The following is a 20,957-nucleotide window of genomic DNA, read 5'->3' as shown; positions in this document are numbered from 1 at the left end:
TAAGTTATCGATGAGACACAGCCGGTTCGTAATGGACCCTGGCCGCTTGCCCGGCGGCGGGTTTTACCCACAGCAGGTAGGCAACGACCAACAGCACGATCCACACGGCACCGACCAGCAAGGCAGCCTGGGTGTCGGGGAAGTAACCGAGCACGCCAAACACGAACAGCATGAAAACAATGGCCGCTGCCGGTGCATAGGGCCAGAACGGCACCGGGAATGCCAGTTCGGCGACCTGTGCCTTGGTCATCGAGCGGCGCATCGCGACTTGGGTGACCAAAATCATCAGCCATACCCACACCGTGGCGAACGTCGCGATGGAGGCGATCACCAGGAACACGTTTTCAGGGATCACATAGTTGAGCACCACACCGCCCAGCAGCGCCGCGCCCATCACCACCACGGTCATCCACGGCACGCCCTGCCTGGACAACCGCGCAAAGCCCTTGGGCGCCTGCCCTTGCTGGGCCAGGCCGTACATCATGCGGCCAGCGCCGAAGATGTCGCTGTTGATGGCCGAGACCGCCGCCGAGATCACCACAATATTGAGGATGGTCGCCGCCGAACCGATGCCCAGGTTGCTGAAGATCTGCACGAACGGGCTGCCCTGGCTGCCGATCTGCGGCCATGGGTAGATGGCCATCAGCACAAACAGCGTCAGCACGTAGAACAAGAGAATGCGCAGCGGCACGGCATTGATCGCCTTGGGGATCACCCGTTGCGGGTCCTTGGCTTCACCGGCGGTGATGCCGATGATTTCGATGCCGCCGAACGCGAACATCACCACCGCGAACGAAGCGATCAGGCCGCCGACGCCATTGGGCATGAACCCACCGTGGGCCCACAGGTTGCTCAGGCCGACGGCCTGGGTTTCGCCCGCCGAATGGATGCCGAACAGCATGATGCCAAAGCCGCCGAGGATCATCGCGACAATCGCGCCGACCTTGAGCAGCGACAGCCAGAATTCCATCTCGCCAAAGACCTTGACGTTGCACAGGTTCAGGCCGCCGATCAGGAACACGATACCGAGCACCCAGACCCAACGCGCCACCTCGGGAAACCAAAAGCCCATGTAGATACCGAACGCGGTGACGTCGGCCAGGCAGACGATGATCATTTCAAACGCGTAGGTCCACCCCAGGATAAAACCGGCCATGGGCCCCAGATAGGTGCTGGCGTACTGGCCGAAGGAGCCGGCCACTGGGTTGTGCACGGCCATCTCGCCAAGGGCGCGCATCACCATGAACACCGCGGCACCGCCGATCAGGTAGGCCAGCAGCACGGCGGGGCCGGCCATCTGGATGGCCGAGGCGGAGCCGTAGAACAGCCCGGTGCCGATCGCCGACCCCAGTGCCATGAAGCGAATATGTCGGGCGCTCAGCCCGCGTTTCAAAGCCTTTTCTTGCTGGTGCATTTCTCGTCCCTATTATTTTTATCCTGAGAAAATTAAAAGCCACGCGCGTGACAACGGCTATTTCCGTGGTGAGCAGGCCTGCTCACCACAGAAGTGCCAGGGTGCCTTACAGGCTCGGCAGCAGCTCGGCCGGCACCAGCTCATTCAGGCAGCGGCTGGCGAGCAGTTCGCTGGCGGCGATGATGTCCGGGGCGAAGAAGCGGTCCTTTTCATAGAACGCCACTTTGTCACGCAGGATGCCGCGGGCCTTTTCCAGCTTGGGCGAGGTTTTCAGGCCTTCGCGCAGGTCCAGGCCCTGGCATGCCGCCAGCCATTCGACGGCCAGGATGCCACGGGTGTTCTCGGCCATTTCCCACAGGCGCTTGCCCGCAGCCGGGGCCATCGACACGTGGTCTTCCTGGTTGGCGGAGGTCGGCAGGCTGTCGACGCTATGGGGATGGGCCAGTGCCTTGTTCTCGCTGGCCAATGCGGCTGCGGTGACCTGGGCGATCATGAAACCGGAGTTCACGCCGCCATTGCCGACCAGGAACGGCGGCAGTTGCGACATGTGCTTGTCCATCATCAACGAGATGCGACGCTCACTGAGCGAGCCGATTTCGGCGATGGCCAGCGCCATGTTGTCAGCCGCCATGGCCACCGGTTCGGCGTGGAAGTTGCCGCCGGAGATCACGTCACCTTCGGCCGCGAAGACCAGCGGGTTATCCGACACCGCGTTGGCTTCGACCACCAGCACCTCGGCAGCCTGGCGCAATTGGGTGAGGCAGGCGCCCATCACTTGTGGCTGGCAGCGCAGGGAGTACGGGTCTTGAACCTTGTCGCAGTTCTGGTGCGACTGCGAGACCTGGCTGCTTTCGCCGAGCAGATCGCGGTAGGCGGCGGCCGAATCGATCTGCCCACGCTGGCCACGGGCGGCGTGAATGCGTGCGTCGAACGGCGAGCGCGAACCGAGCACCGCTTCCACGGTGAGGCCGCCACACGCCAGGGCGCCGGCGAACAGGTCTTCGCCTTCGAACAGGCCGCGCAAGGCATAGGCCGTGGAGACCTGGGTGCCGTTGAGCAGCGCCAGGCCTTCTTTGGCGGCCAGGGTCAGCGGCGTGAGGCCGGCGACTTTCAGCGCTTGCGTCGCCTCCAGCCATTCACCTTTGTAGCGCGCCTTGCCTTCGCCGAGCAGTACCAAGGACATGTGGGCCAACGGCGCCAGGTCACCGGAAGCGCCCACCGAGCCTTTCAACGGAATATGCGGGTACACCTCGGCATTGATCAGCGCGATCAACGCATCGATCACCTGCCGACGAATCCCCGAAAACCCACGGCTCAAGCTGTTGACTTTGAGCACCATGACCAGCCGCACCAGCGCATCGCTGATCGGCTCGCCGACGCCGGCGGCATGGGACAGCACCAGGGAGCGCTGCAGGTTTTCCAGGTCTTCGCTGGCGATGCGGGTGGACGCAAGCAAGCCGAAACCGGTGTTGATGCCATAGGCCGTGCGGTTCTCGGCGAGAATCTGCTCCACGCACGCAACGCTGGCTTCGATCTGGGCCGTGGCGCTGTCATCCAGGCTGAGGGTTACCGGCTGCTGGTAGATGGCACGCAGTTGGGCGAGGCTCAATTGGCCTGGAATCAGGTTTAGCGCAGTCACATTCGTTCTCCTTGTGAATTATTTTTTTTGAATACGTACTTAGTGCAAATTCGGTAGTGCGGTGTCTTTGAGCAATGTGGCGGCCGCCGCGATATCCGGCGCCAGCCAGCGGTCTTCTGCATAGGCCGGCACGACCTCACGCAGCAGGCGCCAGGCGCGGTCGGTGCCGACGCCAAAGCGCTGGCTCTTGAGGAACTCGAACGCCTGGGCCGCCAGCAGATATTCGATGGCAAGAATCTGGGTAACGTTGGCCAATACCTGGTGCAGCTTGAGCGCGGCGTTGGTGCCCATGCTCAGGTGGTCTTCCTGCAGGCCCGAGGTGACGAAGTTGTCGAGTACCGCCGGCTGCGCCAACTGGCGGTTTTGCCCGCACAGCGAAGCAGCGACGTACTGCACGATCATCATTCCGGAATTGACCCCGGGGTGACTCACCAGGAACGCCGGCAAACCGCTGACGTGCGGGTTGATCAAACGGTCCAGGCGACGTTCGGCCACCGAGCCGATTTCGGCCATGGCAATGGCGAGCATATCGGCGGCCAGCGCCACGGACTGGCCGTGCGGGTTGGCCTGGGACACCACGCGGTAATGGGCCGGGGTGCCGAGCACCAGCGGGTTGTCGGTGGCGCTGTTGAGTTCGGTCTCGATCTGACGCGTGGCGTGTTCCACCTGGTCACGCGCGGCGCCGTGGATCTGCGGGATCGAACGGATGCTCAAGGCGTCCTGGGTGCGAATGCCTTGGCTGCCGGCGATCACTTCGCTGCCATCGAGCAGCGCCCGCAGGTTGCTGCCGACGAGCTGCATGCCGGGGTGCGGTTTGAGGGCGATGATCTGTGCATCGAACGCGTCGATCTGACCGCGCTGGGCCTCGAAGCTCATGGCGCCGATCACGTCGGCCCATTGCAGCAAGTGATGGGCGTCGGCCAGGGCCAGGCAGCTCAGGCCAGTCATGCACGGCGTGCCGTTGACCAGGCACAGGCCGTCCTTGGCGCCGAGTACCACAGGCTGTAAACCTTCGGCTTGCAATGCGTGCTGCGCCGAAACGACCTGGCCGCGATAGCTCACGTTGCCCACACCCAGCAAGGCCACGCCGACATGGGCCATGTGGGTCAGGTAACCCACCGAGCCCTGGGATGGCACTTGCGGCGTGATGCTGTGATTCAGCAGGGCCAGCAAGGCCTGCACCACCTGCGGGTGTACGCCGGACTTGCCGTGGCTGTAGTTGATGACCGCCGCGCAGATGATCGCGCGGGTTTGCTCATCGCTGAGTACCGGGCCAACGCCACAGGCATGGCTGAGCAAGGTATTGCGCGACAGCTGGCTGAGTTGCTCGCCTTCGAGCGAGACATTGCACAGCGCGCCCAGGCCGGTATTCACGCCGTAGGCGCGTTCGCCGCTGCTGACGATGCGCTGCACGATGGCCTGGGCATTGTCGATGCGCGCCCAGGCCTGGCCCGAGAGTTCGAGCGCCGCGCCGTGGCGGGCGACGGCGACTACGTCCTGCCAGCGCAAGGGCGTATCGGCGATGATGATTTTTGCTGCCTGGGACATGGTTGACCTCTTCATATTCTCTACAGCTTTGCCGGCCTCATCGGGAGCAAGCCCCCGATGAGGCCAGTAGCCCCACCACAAAACCTGGATCAGACCACCGCCGCCCGCCGCTGAACAAACCGGTCCACATATTCATCCGCCGGCGAATGCAGGATCTCCCGCGGCGTGCCGACCTGGATCAGCTTGCCGTCCTTGAGGATGGCAATGCGGTTGCCGATGCGTACGGCCTCATCGAGGTCGTGGGTGATAAATACGATGGTCTTGTGCAGGGTCTTTTGCAGCTCCAGCAACTGGTCCTGCATCTCGGCGCGGATCAGCGGGTCGAGGGCGCTGAAGGCTTCGTCCATCAGGATGATGTCGGTATCGGCCGCCAAGGCACGGGCCAGGCCGACGCGCTGGCGCATGCCGCCGGAAAGCTGGTGCGGGTATTTGTTTTCGTAGCCCTTGAGGCCCACGGTTTCGATCCAGTGCAACGCGCGTTCGGCGCACACCTGTTTGGTTTCGCCACGCACCTTGAGGCCGTAGGCAACGTTGTCGAGCACGGTTTTGTGCGGCAACAGGCCGAAACTCTGGAACACCATGCTGATTTTGTGCCGACGAAATTGGCGCAGGGCGTCCATGTCCAGCTGCAGGATGTCTTCGCCGTCCACCAGGATCGCACCGCTGGTGGGGTCGATCAGGCGGTTGAAGTGGCGCACCAGGGTGGATTTGCCGGAGCCCGACAGGCCCATGATCACAAAGATCTCACCGGTATCGATGCTCAGGGACAGATCGTTCACGCCAACCACACAACCGGTCTCGGCCAACACCTGGTCCTTGGTCTTGCCATGGCCAACCAGCGCCAGCGCTTCTTGGGAACGGTTGCCGAAAATCTTGAAGACGTTTTTGACTTCGATTTTGCTGACGGTAGTCATTTGTTCGCCTCATGCCGTGGACGACCATAGGCCTGGGTAATGCGGTCGATGACCACTGCAAGAATCACGATTGCCAGCCCGGCCTCAAGGCCACGGCCGACGTTCAGCGTCTGGATGCCGACCAGGACGTCTTCACCCAAGCCACGGGCGCCGATCATCGAGGCAATCACCACCATCGACAGCGCCATCATGGTGGTCTGGTTGATGCCGGCCATGATGCTCGGCAGCGCCAACGGCAGTTGTACGCCGAACAGTTGCTGCCAGCGGTTGGCGCCGAAGGCGTTGATGGCTTCCATGACTTCGCCGTCGACCTGGCGAATCCCCAGGTCGGTGAGGCGAATCAAGGGCGGTGCTGCGTAGATCACCGTGGCGAAAATCGCCGGGACTTTGCCCAGGCCGAACAGCATCAGCACCGGGATCAGGTACACGAAACTGGGCATGGTTTGCATGATGTCGAGCAGCGGCATCAGCACCGAACGCAGACGATTGCTGCGCGCCGACAGGATGCCCAGCGGAATGCCGATCAGCACCGAGATCACCGTGGCGACCATCATCAGCGCCAGGGTTTGCATCAGCTTGTCCCACAGGCCAACCGCGCCCACCAGGAACAGCAGGCCGACAATTACCGCAGTGGTCAGTACTTTGCGCGTGGCGTGCCAGGCAATGCCGCCGACAATCGCCAGCATCAGCCACCACGGCGCTGCGCGCAGCAGGCCTTCCAGGTTGACGATGGCCCACAGCAGCGTGTCGGAGATGTGCCGGAACACATCGCCGTAATTGGTGACCAGTGAATCCACCCAACCGTTGACCCAGTCGGCGATGGAAAACGTAAAACTCTCAGGAAACATAGCGTGCTCTCGATCCAGTGGGTTGTAGCCAGGCGCCCGGCCACCCCTCAGGGTAGCCGCGCACACTTGACCTACAAGGCCGCGTCGATTTTCTTGGCTGCGTCTTCACTGACCCAGGCGTGCCAGACTTCAGGATGTTCCTTGAGGAAAACCTTCGCCAATTTCGGCGAGTCGATTCGCTCTTTGGCCATGCGCCCCAGGTTCTGGTTCAGCAGGTCGATCGGCAGGTTGACCTTCTCCAGCACGGCCACCAGTTCCGGGGCTTGCTCGTGGAAAGTCTTGGACAGGCCGACCTTGATGCTCACGGTCTTGTCCACACCGGGTTTTTCTTCGAGTTTGACCAGGTCGACCTGGCCCATCAGCGGGGTAGGCGACCAGTAGTAGAACAGGATCGGCTCGCCACGCTTGTAGCTCGACAGCACCGCCGCATCCAGCGCCGGGCCGGTGCCTGGGCGGAAGTTGGTGTAGCTGCTTTCCAGGCCATAGCTTTTGAGCATTTCGCTGTTGTCGAGCTCGCAGGTCCAGCCGGCCGGGCAGTTATAGAAACGACCTTTGGAGGGTTCTTCCTGGTCTTTGAACACCGAGGCGTATTTGGCCAGGTCAGCGATGTTTTTCAGGTCCGGCGCCTTGGCTGCAAGCTTGCGCTTGGCGTCGCCTTCGATTACGTAGCGCGGCACGTACCAACCTTCAATCGCACCCACCACCGGCGCGCCGACGCCGACGACTTTGCCGGCCTTCTCGGCCTTGTTCCAGACTTCGCTGCGGCCCACCCATTCTTCGGCAAACACCTGGATGTCGTTGCTGCTCAGGGCATTTTCCATGGTGATGGAGTTACCCGGCAGGCTGTCGGTTTTACAGTCGTAGCCTTTTTCCAGCACGGTTTGCAGGATGTCCGTGAGCAACATGCCGCTTTCCCAGTTCAGGCCGGCGAATTTCACCGGTTTGCCGGACTCGCACCAACCCGCCGCCTGGGCGCCGGCGCTGGCCAGCAAGCCCGCAGAAAGCAAGGTGGTGAGCAGGGTCTTATGCATTTTCATTGTGTGACGCTCCCAATCATGAAATGGATTACGGCAGTCAAAAGGCGTCCTGCCTTGTCCACGTCCTGTCAGGCCTGCGCCGCAGCGCGACCGGCTCCGCTTGTTTTCGTGGCTACAGCGCTGTCCTGCTCGACCGGCAGGATCAGTTGATCGGGCACGCTGGCGTGCCATTTTTTCGCACACAGGTAATACAGGGCGGCGGGAAGCACCAGGCCGATGATCCAGGAGATATCCACGTCACCCAACGCGGCCACCAGAGGCCCGGTGTAGAACTTGGTAGAGATGAACGGCAACTGCACCAGCACGCCGAACACATACACGCTGATACCCAGCGCGTTCCAGCGGCCGTAGCGACCGTTCGGATCGGCCAACGCCGGCACGTCATAGCGCTCGCGGGTGATGCAGTAGTAATCCACCAGGTTGATCGCGCTCCATGGCGTGAAGAACGCCAGCAGGAACAGGATGAAAGATTTGAACGCCCCCAGGAACGAGTGCTGGCCGAGCAAGGCAATCAGGGTCGCCGTACCGACGATGGCCAACACGAACACCAGGCGCTGCAGGCGCGTGACCTCCAGCCGACCACGAAAGCCGCTGATGATGGTCGCGATGCACATGAAGCTGCCATAGGAGTTAAGCGTCGAGATGGTGACCTTGCCGAACGCAATGCTGAAATACAGCAGGGCAGCGGTAGCACCTGTACCACTCAGGCCCACGATGTAAGCCACCTCGTGACCGGCGAATTGCCCATTGGACATGGCGGCGGCAAACACACCGAGAATCATCGCCACCTGCGCGCCGATGACCGAACCCGCGCCGGCGGCCAGAAAGGTTTTCACCGAGGACGTATTGCTTGGCAGGTAGCGTGAATAGTCCGCCACATAAGGGCCGAACGCGATTTGCCAGGAGGCCGCGAGCGACACCGCCAGCAGGAAACTGCTCCAACTGAAATGGCGGATCTGCAGGAGTGCGCCCACGTCGGTCTGGCTCATCAGGCGGCTGAACAGGTACACAAAGGCAATCACCCCAACCACGCTGGCGACGCGCCCGATGAAGTGGATCACCCGGTAGCCAAGCACCGTGACCAGCACGATGACACTGGCGAAGATCAGGATGCCAACGCTGTCGCTGACGCCAAACAACTGGCCCAGCGCCTGGCCGGAAAGCACCGTGCCGGTTGCGGTGAACCCCAGGTACATCAGACACACCAGCACGATCGGAATGGCCGCGCCATACACGCCAAATTGCACGCGACTGGAGATCATCTGCGGCAGGCCAAGCTTGGGCCCTTGCGCCGCATGCAAGGCCATGACGCCGCCGCCGATCAGTTGGCCGACCAACAGACCGATCAGCGACCAGAACACATCACCGCCCAGCACCACGGCCAGGGCGCCGGTGACAATCGCGGTGATTTGCAGGTTGGCCCCCATCCACAGGGTGAACTGACTCAAGAGACGACCATGTCTTTCCGCTTCCGGGATGTAGTCGATCGAACGCCTTTCGATCAACGGGGTGGTGTCGTTTGCAGCCATGGGTATTCAACCTCTGATGGATTGTCTACAGATCCAGTGTGGGAGGGGGCTTGCTCCCTCCCACATTGGGTTATTTGATCATTGGGAGATTGAGGCCCTGCTCCTTGGCGCAGTCGATGGCGATCTGGTAACCGGCGTCTGCGTGACGCATCACCCCGGTCGCCGGGTCGTTGTGCAACACGCGCGCAATCCGCTCGGCCGCTTCGTCGGTGCCGTCACACACGATGACCATGCCCGAATGTTGCGAGAAGCCCATGCCGACGCCACCACCGTGGTGCAGCGAGACCCAGGTCGCGCCGCTCGCGGTGTTGAGCAAGGCGTTAAGCAGCGGCCAGTCGGACACGGCGTCGGAGCCGTCCTGCATGGATTCGGTTTCGCGGTTGGGGCTGGCGACCGAGCCGGAGTCGAGGTGATCGCGGCCGATGACCACCGGTGCCGAGAGCTCGCCGCTGCGTACCATTTCGTTGAACGCAAGGCCCAGCTTGGCGCGCTGGCCCAAGCCGACCCAGCAAATGCGCGCCGGCAAGCCCTGGAAGCTGATGCGCTCGCGGGCCATGTCCAGCCAATTGTGCAGGTGGGCGTCGTCGGGGATCAGTTCTTTGACTTTGGCGTCGGTCTTGTAGATGTCCTGCGGGTCGCCGGACAGCGCCGCCCAACGGAACGGGCCGATACCACGGCAGAACAGTGGGCGGATATACGCCGGTACGAAACCTGGGAAATCAAAGGCGTTTTCCACGCCTTCTTCCTGGGCCATCTGGCGAATGTTGTTGCCGTAGTCGAAGGTCGGGATGCCTTGTTTCTGGAATTCCAGCATGGCCTTGACGTGCACGGCCATCGACTGTTTGGCCGCCTTGATCACGGCAGCCGGCTCGGTCTTGGCGCGGGCGCGGTATTCGTCCCAGGTCCAGCCGGCCGGCAGGTAACCGTTGAGCGGGTCGTGGGCGCTGGTCTGGTCGGTGACCATGTCCGGGCGCACGCCGCGCTTGACCAGCTCCGGCAAAATTTCTGCCGCGTTACCCAACAGGGCGATCGAGATGGCCTTGCCTTCCTGGGTGTACTTGGCGATGCGGGCCAAGGCGTCGTCGAGGTCAGTGGCTTGCTCGTCGACATAGCGGCTGGCCAGGCGGAAATCGATGCTGACCTGCTGGCACTCGATGTTCAGCGAGCACGCACCGGCCAGGGTTGCAGCCAGAGGTTGCGCCCCGCCCATGCCGCCGAGGCCGGCGGTGAGTACCCAGCGACCTTTGAGGTTGCTGTCGTAATGCTGGCGACCGGCCTCGACGAAGGTTTCGTAGGTGCCTTGCACGATGCCTTGGCTGCCGATGTAGATCCAGCTGCCAGCGGTCATCTGGCCGTACATGGCCAGGCCCTTGGCATCCAGTTCGTTAAAGTGTTCCCAGCTCGCCCAGTGCGGCACCAGGTTGGAGTTGGCGATCAGCACGCGCGGCGCGTTGCTGTGGGTCTTGAACACGCCGACCGGCTTGCCCGATTGCACCAGCAGGGTTTCGTCGTCGTTCAGATGGGTGAGGCTCTCGACGATCTGGTCGTAGCACTCCCAGTTACGCGCGGCACGGCCGATACCGCCGTACACCACCAGTTCTTTCGGGTTTTCGGCTACCTGCGGGTCGAGGTTGTTCATCAGCATGCGCAGCGGCGCTTCGGTCAGCCAGCTTTTGGCGGTGAGCTTGTTACCGCGGGCGGCGCGGATTTCGACGTCACGGTATTTTGTAGGCTTGGTCACAACTCGGACTCCTCGGCGATCAATGCACGAACAGAAATGGTGCGAAGCAGGGTCTTACGCACACATCTTTACTTGTATGTACAAGCATATGCAATCAAGCGGCCAACTTGAGGAGCGGGTTGTGGAAAATTTTTTTGAGGGCGTCTTTAAGCCTTGGAAATTAAGGCTTCGGGGCTTGATGAAATTTCTTAGGGAAGGGTTTTGCGGCGAAGGGAATGTGTGATGACCGCATGACATTGCGTCACGCTGGGGCATTCGGTAACAAATTGGTGCGCGGGTTGGAAACAGTTTTTAGGAACGACACAAAACAAATGTGGGAGGGGGCTTGCTCCCGATAGCGGTGTATCAGTCAGTCCACTCGGCACTGACGTACCGCAATCGAGGGCAAGCCCCCTCCCACATTTTTTACCCGCGCGGGGTCAGTTCGATGATGCAGCAGCGGCCAGTGACGCAGACGTCCAGCAGCTCGTTGTCACCGTCAACCTGCAGGCAATCGTGATGGCCCAGCTTCTCGCCCAGCACCTTCACCTCATCCGCCACGCTGAACACCAACACCGTCTGCGCCGTACTGAAAAACCGCTGCACGCCGTCAACCCACTGCAAGCGCGCGTGGTAACGCTGGGGCGAATAGATCAGGTTGAAATCGCGGATCGGCCCGGTGATCAGGCGGCACGACACTTGGCTGTCGCCCTTGAATGCGAACGGCTGCAGCGGTAACAGGCCGCGCTGCTCTTCTGCGTCCACGGTCAACACCATGCCGGCACCCTGGATAACGGTAATCACGCGCTGATAACCGGCAAACGTGGAAAAACCGCCCGACTCGCTAATATCGGCAATCGACAGGCGCCAGCCAAAGCCATCCAGGCCGGTGCCGGCGTCACGGGCGATTTCTTCGGTGCTGCCGCCGCCGTTTTTCCACGGCATGCTTACGTAATCGGCAGCGCGCCAGACCTTTACCGCACTCATTTGCTGAAACGTCCTTCGAGGCTGTGACGAGAGCCGGGATGGATCAGCCGTGCGGCGGTCACCGGCTGGCGACCCGACCACGTGCGGCGGCGAATCAACAGGCAGGGTTCGGTGGGTTCGATTTGCAGCAGCTTGCACTCGTCAGCGTCGGCAAGAATCGCTTCGACGACGTGCTCACCTTCCGTCAGCGGTGCAACCTGGTTCAGGTAGGCATAGGGCGTTTGCTGGGTGAAGTCTTGCTGCAAATATTCCGGAGCGACCAGGGCGTTGACGAAACGGTCTTCGATTTGCACGGGAATGTCATTTTCGAAATGCACGATCAGCGAATGAAACACCCGCCCGCCTTCGCGCATTTCCAGGGCAACGGCGCGCTCGGAACCGGCCGCTTCTTCGCCCAGATGAATGACTTGGCAGGTATGCCGATGACCACGGGAGGCGATTTCATCGGCAATGTTGTGCACCTCGAACAGCGCCGACTGGCTCTTGGGCTCGGCGACAAACGTGCCGACGCCTTGCATGCGCACCAGCAAACCTTCGGCGGTGAGCTCGCGCAGGGCGCGGTTGATGGTCATGCGGCTGAAGCCCAGTTGGCTGACCAGTTCACTCTCCGACGGCACGCGATAATGCGGCGGCCAGTTGCCGTTGAGGATCTGCTGGCTGATCATTTGTTTGACGCGGGCATACAAGGGCGCCGGACTTTCGTCCATGTGGGCAGCCAGCGAAGAGTTGGCGGGCGGAGTCGGCACAGGGAATCCTTGCAGAGGGAAAAGATGCATAGATTGCCGGAGTTTACCGAGCAGGCAAACGTCTGTATATGTATATACAAATAAACACACGACCGGAGTGTTCTGATCATGTCCGCTTTTTTTGCCGAACGCGCGCTGCTGCCTAGTGGATGGGCCAACGATGTACGCCTTGAAGTCAGCGCCGACGGGCGACTGACACAGGTCACGGCCAATGCCAGTTCCGCTGCCGCCGAACGGTTGAGAGGCCCGGTTTTGGCGGGCATGCCTAACCTGCATTCCCATGCTTTCCAGCGCGCCATGGCAGGCTTGGCCGAAGTGGCCGGCAACCCGAATGACAGCTTCTGGACCTGGCGCGAGCTGATGTACCGCATGGTTGGCAAGATCAGCCCGGAGCAATTGCAGATCATCGCGCGCCAGCTGTATATCGAGATGCTCAAGGCTGGCTACACCTCGGTGGCCGAGTTTCACTATGTGCATCACGATGTCAGCGGCCAGCCGTATGCCGACCGCACGGAGCTGTCGCGCCAGATCAGCCAGGCGGCGGCCAGCAGTGGGATGGGGCTGACGTTGCTGCCGGTGCTCTATACCCACTCCGGATTTGGTGGCCAGGCACCGAATGAAGGCCAGCGGCGGTTTATCAACAGCACCGAACATTATCTGGACTTGCAGGCGCGCTTGCAGCCGATCCTCGCGGCGCAACCGGCGCAGCAACTGGGCCTGTGTTTCCACTCCCTGCGCGCAGTCACGCCACAACAGATCGAGAAAGTGCTGGCTGCCAGTGACAAAGCGTGCCCGGTGCACATCCACATCGCCGAACAGCAAAAAGAAGTCGACGACTGCCTGGCCTGGAGCGGCAAGCGCCCCCTGCAATGGCTGTATGACAACGTCGAGGTGGATGAGCGTTGGTGCCTGGTGCACGCCACCCATGCCGATGCCGACGAGGTCACACGCATGGCCAGGAGCGGCGCGATTGCCGGCCTGTGCCTGACCACCGAAGCCAACCTGGGCGATGGGATTTTCCCGGCGGTGGATTTTCTCGCCCAGGGCGGGCGCCTGGGCATTGGCTCCGACAGCCATGTATCGCTGAGCGTGGTAGAGGAATTGCGCTGGCTCGAATACGGCCAGCGCCTGCGCGATCAACGGCGCAACCGTTTGTATCGTAACGATCAACCGATGGTCGGGCGGACGCTGTTCGATGCCGCGCTGGATGGCGGCGCGCGGGCACTAGGGCAGCCGATTGGTCGGTTGGAAGTGGGTAAACGCGCGGATTGGATTGTGCTGGACGGTAACGATCCATACCTGGCAACGGCCAGCGAGGATGGGATTCTCAATCGCTGGCTGTTCGCCGGTGGCGATCGGCAAGTGCGCGATGTCCTGGTGAACGGCAAGTGGGTGGTGCGCGATGGGCGCCATGCCGGCGAGGAAGAAAGCAACCGCGCATTTACGCAGGTACTGAAGGATTTACTCGGTTAAACAGGTGGGAGGGGGGCAAGCCCCCTCCCACCGTTTGATTTGCGTGATGCTGGGTTACTGCGACGTCTTGGCCATCTGCTTATCCGACGTACGCCAGATCAACCGCGTGGTGTCGTACCCCTGCTGCCGCGCCCTGCTCAGCAGGTCTTCGCGGGTATCGGCGCTCACCGTTGGCGTGCGCGATAGAATCCACATGTAGCGCCGGCTCGGGCTGCCGACGATGGCGGTCTTGTAGTCATCGCTGACGTACAGCACCCAGTAATCGCCCTTGGCGACGCCCGGCAACAGCGCGGTAAACCAGTTATTGAATTCCACCCAGAGCTTGTCCGTTTTACCAGGCACTTGCGGCGTCGCGGTGCCCTTGGCTTCTTCCCACTGCCATTCGGTCGTCAAGCAGCGGTTGAATACCGACATGTCGCCATCGGGCAGCAAGGTGTAACGGGCTTCGGACTGCGCACAATTGCGCTGGAAGTACATCGGCAGTCGGGCCAACTCATACCAGGTGCCCTGGTAACGCTTGAGGTTGACGCTACCGGCGGTCTTGGGTTGCAAATCATCGCCAGAATGGCTGGCGCAGCCCGCCAAAAACAGGCTGGCGCAAAGGAACACAACAAAACGCATCATTCTTCTTCTCCCGCAGGCTCTCGCCCCGGTTTACTTCAGGCCTTGCCCGGAAAACATCAGAACTTTGTCACCGGCATATTGAACGCTGATAAAGCTGGTTTTATCGCCCCACGTGCAACTGGACATACCCAGTGCGCCGGAGCAGTCGGTTGGCTTACCCAGCAACGACTCGACCTCAGCCTTGGGCATTCCGGCCGACAACTTCGCATAATTCTCTTGATTGACCTTGCTGCAGGCGGCCAACAGCACGCAGAAAGTCAGCAGGGCAAGACGGCGTAACGACATGGAATAACTCCTGGAGGGACAAAGCAGCGTGGGTATCTGCCAGAAGCTTAGAAGGGAAAACAGGTGTCTGGTTCCCGAGGCGCAAAAACAAAAAAGCCCCGAAAACGCTGAAACGTTTCGGGGCTTCTTTAAGGGTGAACCGGCTCACATTTACGCCGATCACTTGTCACAACGGCTTACTTCTTGTGATAAGCCGTCACACGCTCAACTTCTTCCTTGGAACCCAGGAACACCGCCACCCGCTGGTGCAGGCCTTCAGGCTGGATGTCGAGGATGCGCTGGTGGCCGTCGGTGGACGCGCCGCCCGCCTGCTCAACCAGGAATGACATCGGGTTGGCTTCGTACATCAGGCGCAGCTTGCCCGGTTTGGACGGCTCGCGGCTGTCGCGCGGGTACATGAACAGGCCACCACGGGTGAGGATACGGTGCACGTCAGCCACCATCGCAGCTACCCAGCGCATGTTGAAGTTCTTCTTCAACGGGCCTTCTTCGCCTTCCATCAACTCGTTGACATAGCGCTTGACCGGTTCTTCCCAGTGGCGCTGGTTGGACATGTTGATCGCGAATTCCTGCGTAGAGGCAGGAATGGTGATGTCTTCGTGGGTCAGTACGAAGCTGCCCATTTCACGGTCCAGGGTGAAGCCTTTGACGCCGTCACCCAGGGTCAGCACCAGCATGGTCTGCGGGCCGTAGATCGCGTAGCCGGCAGCCACCTGCTCGGTACCCGGCTGCAGGAACGCCTTTTCGTTCAGGGCTTCATTCTGGCTCAGGTATTCGTTCGGGCAACGCAGCACGGAGAAGATGGTGCCGACCGGTGCGTTGATGTCGATGTTGGACGAGCCGTCCAGCGGGTCGAATACCAGCAGGTAGGCGCCTTTGGGGTACTTGCCGGGGATCTGGTAGGCATTGTCCATTTCTTCGGACGCCATGCCGGCCAGGTGGCCACCCCATTCGTTGGCTTCGAGCAGGATCTCGTTGGAGAGTACGTCGAGCTTCTTCTGCACTTCGCCCTGCACGTTTTCGGTGCCCATGCTGCCCAGGACACCACCCAGTGCGCCTTTGGACACGGCGTGGCTGATTTCCTTGCAAGCACGCGCCACCACTTCGATAAGGAAGCGCAGATCGGCAGGCGTGTTGTTGCTGCGGGTCTGCTCAATCAAATAGCGACTCAAGGTAACGCGGGACATGTAAGGCTCCGAAGAATGGGGGGCTTGAAAACCCGCGCAGTTTAACGCGAGTCGGGGCGTATTTCCTCCTATCAGAGGATTAAAACCCAATAGAGTTCATGGACTTTATTTAACGTGCCACCGGCGGCTTGCGCAGCAAACTGTAGGCCATGGCGCCCAGCGCGGCCACGCCGAGCAATAATACGGCCCAGAGCCCGAGCTTTTTCCAGTTCGGCCCACTCTCCACAGCCGCCGTAACCGCAGGCGGCGCAACCGCAACCTCCCCGGCTATTTTGGCTTGCCCCAGCGCCTTGAGACGCTCGAAGCTGTAGTCCGGGATAAGGGTCGACAGCGGCAGGTTCGCGGCCTTCACCGAAGCATTGCCCAGCGCCAGGCTGAACGGTGGTTCCCCTCGCGCCAGGAACACCAGTTGGGTGGTGCGCACGGCAAAACGCAGCGCCGGTGCTTCAGTGCCCAGGCCACCGCCGCGCTCGTCCACCTGCAGCTTGAGCTGGTTGACCACCTGGCCCGGTAACTGCAATTCATCCTGCACCACGTCCTGGCCGTTCTGGGCCAGGCGGTACAGCAAACCATTGCTCAAGGGCTGCCACGCTTGCCTGGCATCACTTCGCCCCGCCAACATCACCGGCGCGAGCGTGTTGGGCTGCTTCAGCTCAATACGCAAGCGTTCCACACTCAGCCCCGTGGGCAGTTGCCAACTGTATTCGCCGGCCTTGAGTCGCGTACCGGCCAAAGGCTGCGACCACACCAGCGGCAGCGGCAAGTTGCTGCTGGTAGCACTTGCCAGTTTGGCCGAGGTCAGCAGCGGCGCCGCCTGACCTTGCCACACCAGGCGCAGGTAACGCGCCGATTGCCCCGGCAGGCTGACGTCATGTTGCTCGACCCGTTCGTCGGCGAACGACAAGCGCGCCACTTGCCCATCGCCCCAGGATTCCCAGTGCTGCAGGTCATCACTGGCTTCAATGCTGAAACGCTGGAAACCGTCTTGCTCGCGGCTCCAGTCCAGGCTCAGTTGCTGCAACGGCGCCTTGATCGCGCTGGCGTCAAGCACCCAGCCGCGCAGCACCTGTTTGCCGGGTTTAGTGGCGGCGGATGGTTTGATTTCCACCAGCGTGCCCTCAGGGGTGGTTTTCATCACCACGCCGGGCAGGGTTTGGCGGGTGTCGGCAGCGTAAAGCGGGAACCACTTCACGTCGACGACGTGGCGGCTTTCCGTGCGCTGGGAGGCCTGTCGCGACAGCGCATACGCCTGGGGCTCACCGGCGGCGTTGAATACGCGCACATCACTGAGGTCCGCCTGACGCGCATTCAATTGCACGGCCAACGGCAGTTCGAGGCGATACCATGGGCCGTTACCGCTGACGCTCAACGGCACCTGGCTGGCGAAATCCGTCGGGGCTTCCTGGGCCCAGGCCGACAACACCGCACTCATGCCGACCACGGCGACGCTCAACTTACCGATCAAGAGGATGCTCCTTGAGTTTGCAGCACAGGTTCGACACGCTTGGGCGGCAGCGGCGCGAAGTAGCCCACCACCAGCAACAGCCCGCCCACGCCGATAAACGACACGATTCGCGCCAAGCCGCCACGGTTGCTCAGCTCGACAAAAAACAACTTGGCCACCACCACGGCAATCAACGCCGCGCCGATCAGCCACACCTCGCGCCGATGACGCAGGTGGCCACCGATCATCAGGCCGAGGGCGATCAGGGTCCAGACAATCGACAGGCCGGCCTGCACCAACATCGATTCGAGCAACGCGTCCAACTGGAAGGGGACGGCGCCCCAATGGTGGGCGGTGCGCATCACCAGCGCGGTGAAGAACGCAAACAGTGAAAGCCCCGCAACGCCCTGGGCGAGCAACTCGGCCCGTGGTCCGCGTTGCGGCGCCACACTGCGCGACCACACGTACACCCCCAGCAAGGCGAACAACAGGCCCAGGTCCAGCGGGTTAAGCAATGGCACATAGGGCAACGGGTTGGCCGTGCCGTCGCTGAAGCTGTTCGCCAGCCAGAACCAACCGAGCATCAACACGGCCAACGGCAGTGCCGCAAGCACGCGATATTCCCGTGGATACGCCGACACCGGCCACGGCCAGTTGCGCGGCGCGGCGGCCAGCACCAGGTAGAGGCTTGGCAGGATCGCCCAGCCCAACCAGCGCCAGGCGTTGTATTCGGCGGAAAAGCGCAGCAAGCCGTAGCGCAATTCCAGCGCCAGCATGCCGATCAGCATCCAGCAGCCCAATACATGGGCGATGCTCAGCGCCCTGCCCGGCGCCACCGCCGCCAAGCGCCGCAGCGAGACAAAATGCACCACAAACACCGCCAGCCACGCCAACCAACCGTACTGCGCCGCCGGGTGGTAATAGGTGTGCGCCGAGGCCAGCAGCACAATGCCCGCCGCCGGCATCAACAGGGTGCAGAGCCTACCCAGCGACACCCAGCGCAGGCGTGTCGCCAGCAGCGTCCAGATCGCCACGCTGACGGCCGCGATCCCGAGCAGGAAGGCGCCCTGCAACTCGTCGGGAACAAAACGCAGCACTTCGCCGGTCAGCGCCATCGTCCACCAGGCCGCGCCCCACACCAGCAACACATCGGATAGGCGTTGCAGTTGCAACTGAGCAAACACCGGCGCATGTGGTTCGCGCTGCAAGCGCCAGGCACCGATCAGAGCGGCCAGGCCGAGTACCATCGGCGTCCAGAAGCCGCTGTGAGCCAAGGGGCGCAGACCTTCGCTCGTCAACGGCCCCAGCAAGTCCGGCACCGCCAGCAGGAAGGAGCCACCACCGATCAGTTGCAGCAGCAAACCAAATACAAAACTCACGCGCTGTTGCAGGTACAGGCTCAGCCAGATGATCAACAAACCACTGGCCGCCCAGACGCCACTGGCGCTTTCCCACGGCAGCACGAACAGCACGGCGAGGTTGATCAACACCAGGCCGGCCAGCAACACCACCGAAAGGCCACGCAACAGACGCACATCACTGCGCACCATGTCGTCGCGCGCCGCCAGCAGCATGCCGCCGATCAAAGCCAGGCCGATCAGCGAGGCGGTGAGCAAACCACTCCAACCGGCATTGAACACCGCCTCGCCCTCACCGCCCTGCAATCGCAGCAGAAACAACGCGCCACCCAGCAACTGCACGGCGAACGCGGTAAACAGGAAGGTGCGCGAGCCAATGCGCAGGCCAACAAGCAGCGTCACCAAGCCGGCGATGGCCCAGCTGACAGCGGTGCCTTGGGTCAGCAGCAGCAACGGCGCCAGCAGGTACAAAAAGCCCAGGCCCAGGCTCGCCAGTACCGGCAGGCCACGGCGCTCCCAGGCCGCCGCCTGCTCGCTCGGCGCCTGGCGCAACTGAAGGAAGCTGAACAACAACGCCGCGCCCAGCAGCAACGCACCCAGCGGCGCGCCGTCGAGCAAGGTGTGCTCGCCGATACGCAGTTCGCTGAGGAACGCCAGCGCCGAGCCCAGTTGCAGCAGCAACCCAAAGGCCCGCGCCAACGGTCGTTGCTGACGCAGCCCCAGCCAGAAGATCCCCGCGCCTTCCACCGCCCAGGCCGCAGCGGTCCAGCGCGCATCGAGACCCAGCGGAATCGCCAGGCTGGCAAAGATCACACCCAACGCCAGGCAGGTTTCGGCCAGTAGCAAGGCCCGCCCACCGCTCAACACACGCGCCAGGCCCATATAGATAATGCCCAGGCCGAGTGCGCTGAACGCTGCGGCGAACTCCAGGTGTTGTACCAACGCGAACTGCAAACCAAAGCCCACCAGTGGCGGGCCGAACAGCATGCTGCCGTCGACATAATCGCCTTTGGCCGCCGACCAGCGCAGCAACGCCTCACGCCCCTCTGGCGCCTCGCCCATTTCCTGCAACTTGCGCCGGGCGAACAACAGGCCGATGGCCAGGTACATCAGGAAAAACAGCATCAGGAACGGCTCGGTGCTCCACAGCAGTTCCGGCGTGTAGGAACGCATGCCCCAGGCGAAGCCGATGCCGAAGGTGCCGACAAAGCCGATCAGGTTGAGCAAGCGCCAGGCCTTGAACCAGGCAATAGCGAGGATGCCGGTATTGAGCAGGGCGAAATAGCTGAACAGCGCCACATGGTTACCGGCGCCGGTGGATGTGAGAATCGGTGCCGCAAAACCCCCGAGCGCCGCCGCGCAGGCCAACCCCAGCGCGTCCTGGGTGATCGCCAGGATCGCCGAGAACACCGTGACCGCCACCAGCATGCCCAGGGCCGCACCAGGATCAATCAGCGGGTGCAGGCGCATCGCCGCAAATACTGTGAGGTACAACACCGCGATACCGGTGCCTTGCAGCATCAAGCCGTAGTTGCTGTTACGCAGCCGCAACCACCAGCCCAGGCCCAACAGGCCGAGTGCGGCAGCGGCCACGCCGGCGTAACGCAGTTCGATCGGCACCACCATGCCTTCAGTGGCATAGCGCAACAGGAACGCCAGGCCGAGGAACAACAGCACCACCCCGACCCGCAGCACGGTGTTGCCCCCAAACAGCCAATTGCGCGCGCCGCCAATGGCGCGCTCGATCAGGTTGGGGCCGCGCGGCGCGACCGGTTCTTGAGGTGGACGTGGCGTCGGCGCAGGCGCCCAGACATCATCCGGCAACGGTTGGCTCGGTTCGGCGACCCTGGCGGCAGGCGCCAATTCGGCAGGCAGTTCCCACACCAGCTCGGGTGCCTTGGCGACAGGTGTCGGTTCAGGAGCAGGCGCTTCAAAAATGACGGTGCTCGACGGCGTGGGCACTTCGAGTTGCCGCAGGCGTTCACCCAGGGCGATCAGCGCCTTTTGCGTGGTTTCCAACTGACGTGCCTGCTGCTGCGCCTGGGTCGCCAGCTTCGACAGGCGAATCGCCTGGCCGATGCCCAACCCCAGCAGCGCACCGATGCCTGCATCATAGAACGACTCATCGAGCGTCCAGCCGAGCACCAGGCCAATCAGCATGAAAATCCATTGCATGGTCGATATTCCCTAAGCAAACCGGCGCT

The 20,957-nt window shown here is 62.1% G+C and carries 16 protein-coding genes; 1 reads left to right on the top strand and 15 read right to left on the bottom strand.

Annotated elements, in window-relative coordinates; genetic code table 11:
- Window positions 1-4: 4 nt before the first annotated feature.
- From AB4O25_RS20460 to hutC, 10 genes are all read right to left on the bottom strand, one after another.
- The gene (locus AB4O25_RS20460) at window positions 5-1,414 is read right to left on the bottom strand and encodes an amino acid permease (protein ID WP_065879503.1); all 1,410 of its coding nucleotides are present in this window, start codon (window positions 1,412-1,414) and stop codon (window positions 5-7) included.
- Between the two features lie 106 nt (window positions 1,415-1,520).
- Window positions 1,521-3,053 (bottom strand): histidine ammonia-lyase, encoded by a 1,533-nt coding sequence (hutH, locus tag AB4O25_RS20455; protein WP_017526568.1) that lies wholly within the window; start codon window positions 3,051-3,053, stop codon window positions 1,521-1,523.
- Window positions 3,054-3,092: 39 nt separating this feature from the next.
- Window positions 3,093-4,601, bottom strand: a complete 1,509-nt coding sequence (locus AB4O25_RS20450; RefSeq protein WP_068935353.1) for an HAL/PAL/TAL family ammonia-lyase — start codon at window positions 4,599-4,601, stop codon at window positions 3,093-3,095.
- Window positions 4,602-4,690: 89 nt separating this feature from the next.
- Complete coding sequence (locus tag AB4O25_RS20445; RefSeq protein ID WP_137220148.1) at window positions 4,691-5,515, bottom strand: quaternary amine ABC transporter ATP-binding protein; 825 nt, start codon at window positions 5,513-5,515, stop codon at window positions 4,691-4,693.
- On the bottom strand, window positions 5,512-6,363 hold the full coding sequence (locus AB4O25_RS20440) for an ABC transporter permease (RefSeq protein ID WP_065879505.1): 852 nt from the start codon (window positions 6,361-6,363) through the stop codon (window positions 5,512-5,514). Before AB4O25_RS20440 ends, AB4O25_RS20445 begins: the two co-directional genes overlap by 4 nt.
- Before the next feature lie 71 nt (window positions 6,364-6,434).
- Window positions 6,435-7,400, bottom strand: a complete 966-nt coding sequence (locus tag AB4O25_RS20435) for an ABC transporter substrate-binding protein (protein ID WP_065879506.1) — start codon at window positions 7,398-7,400, stop codon at window positions 6,435-6,437.
- Between the two features lie 68 nt (window positions 7,401-7,468).
- On the bottom strand, window positions 7,469-8,929 hold the full coding sequence (locus tag AB4O25_RS20430) for a purine-cytosine permease family protein (RefSeq protein ID WP_065879507.1): 1,461 nt from the start codon (window positions 8,927-8,929) through the stop codon (window positions 7,469-7,471).
- Window positions 8,930-8,999: 70 nt separating this feature from the next.
- Window positions 9,000-10,670, bottom strand: coding sequence for a urocanate hydratase (gene hutU, locus AB4O25_RS20425; protein WP_017529534.1), 1,671 nt, complete (start codon window positions 10,668-10,670; stop codon window positions 9,000-9,002).
- 405 nt (window positions 10,671-11,075) lie between these two features.
- Window positions 11,076-11,636: a HutD/Ves family protein gene (locus tag AB4O25_RS20420; protein WP_460149932.1), complete on the bottom strand. Its 561-nt coding sequence runs from the start codon at window positions 11,634-11,636 to the stop codon at window positions 11,076-11,078.
- On the bottom strand, window positions 11,633-12,343 hold the full coding sequence (gene hutC / locus AB4O25_RS20415) for a histidine utilization repressor (RefSeq protein WP_223271435.1): 711 nt from the start codon (window positions 12,341-12,343) through the stop codon (window positions 11,633-11,635). The genes AB4O25_RS20420 and hutC overlap by 4 nt, the downstream gene beginning before the upstream one ends.
- A gap of 147 nt (window positions 12,344-12,490) precedes the next feature.
- On the opposite strand from hutC, the gene AB4O25_RS20410 reads away from it, so the two are divergent.
- Window positions 12,491-13,855 carry a formimidoylglutamate deiminase gene (locus AB4O25_RS20410; protein WP_460149931.1) on the top strand — a complete coding sequence of 455 codons (1,365 nt, stop codon included), beginning with the start codon at window positions 12,491-12,493 and terminating at the stop codon, window positions 13,853-13,855.
- A gap of 54 nt (window positions 13,856-13,909) precedes the next feature.
- Here AB4O25_RS20410 and AB4O25_RS20405 read toward each other — a convergent pair whose 3' ends face one another.
- The 5 genes from AB4O25_RS20405 to AB4O25_RS20385 all read right to left on the bottom strand — a co-directional run bounded on the left by AB4O25_RS20405 (window position 13,910) and on the right by AB4O25_RS20385 (window position 20,928).
- The gene (locus AB4O25_RS20405; protein WP_116078954.1) at window positions 13,910-14,479 is read right to left on the bottom strand and encodes a lipocalin family protein; all 570 of its coding nucleotides are present in this window, start codon (window positions 14,477-14,479) and stop codon (window positions 13,910-13,912) included.
- Window positions 14,480-14,509: 30 nt separating this feature from the next.
- A complete protein-coding gene (locus tag AB4O25_RS20400; protein WP_003171143.1) occupies window positions 14,510-14,764 on the bottom strand; it encodes a hypothetical protein in 255 nt (84 codons plus the stop codon).
- A 176-nt stretch (window positions 14,765-14,940) separates the two neighbouring features.
- Window positions 14,941-15,951 (bottom strand): class 1 fructose-bisphosphatase, encoded by a 1,011-nt coding sequence (locus AB4O25_RS20395; protein ID WP_003171139.1) that lies wholly within the window; start codon window positions 15,949-15,951, stop codon window positions 14,941-14,943.
- Window positions 15,952-16,060: 109 nt separating this feature from the next.
- Complete coding sequence (locus tag AB4O25_RS20390) at window positions 16,061-17,413, bottom strand: DUF3999 domain-containing protein (protein ID WP_026067401.1); 1,353 nt, start codon at window positions 17,411-17,413, stop codon at window positions 16,061-16,063.
- On the bottom strand, window positions 17,413-20,928 hold the full coding sequence (locus AB4O25_RS20385) for a DUF2339 domain-containing protein (protein ID WP_460149930.1): 3,516 nt from the start codon (window positions 20,926-20,928) through the stop codon (window positions 17,413-17,415). Before AB4O25_RS20385 ends, AB4O25_RS20390 begins: the two co-directional genes overlap by 1 nt.
- Window positions 20,929-20,957: the final 29 nt, after the last annotated feature.

It is taken from the genome of Pseudomonas sp. S3_A03 (assembly GCF_054668275.1).
This window is presented reverse-complemented; position numbering and strand designations above follow the sequence as displayed.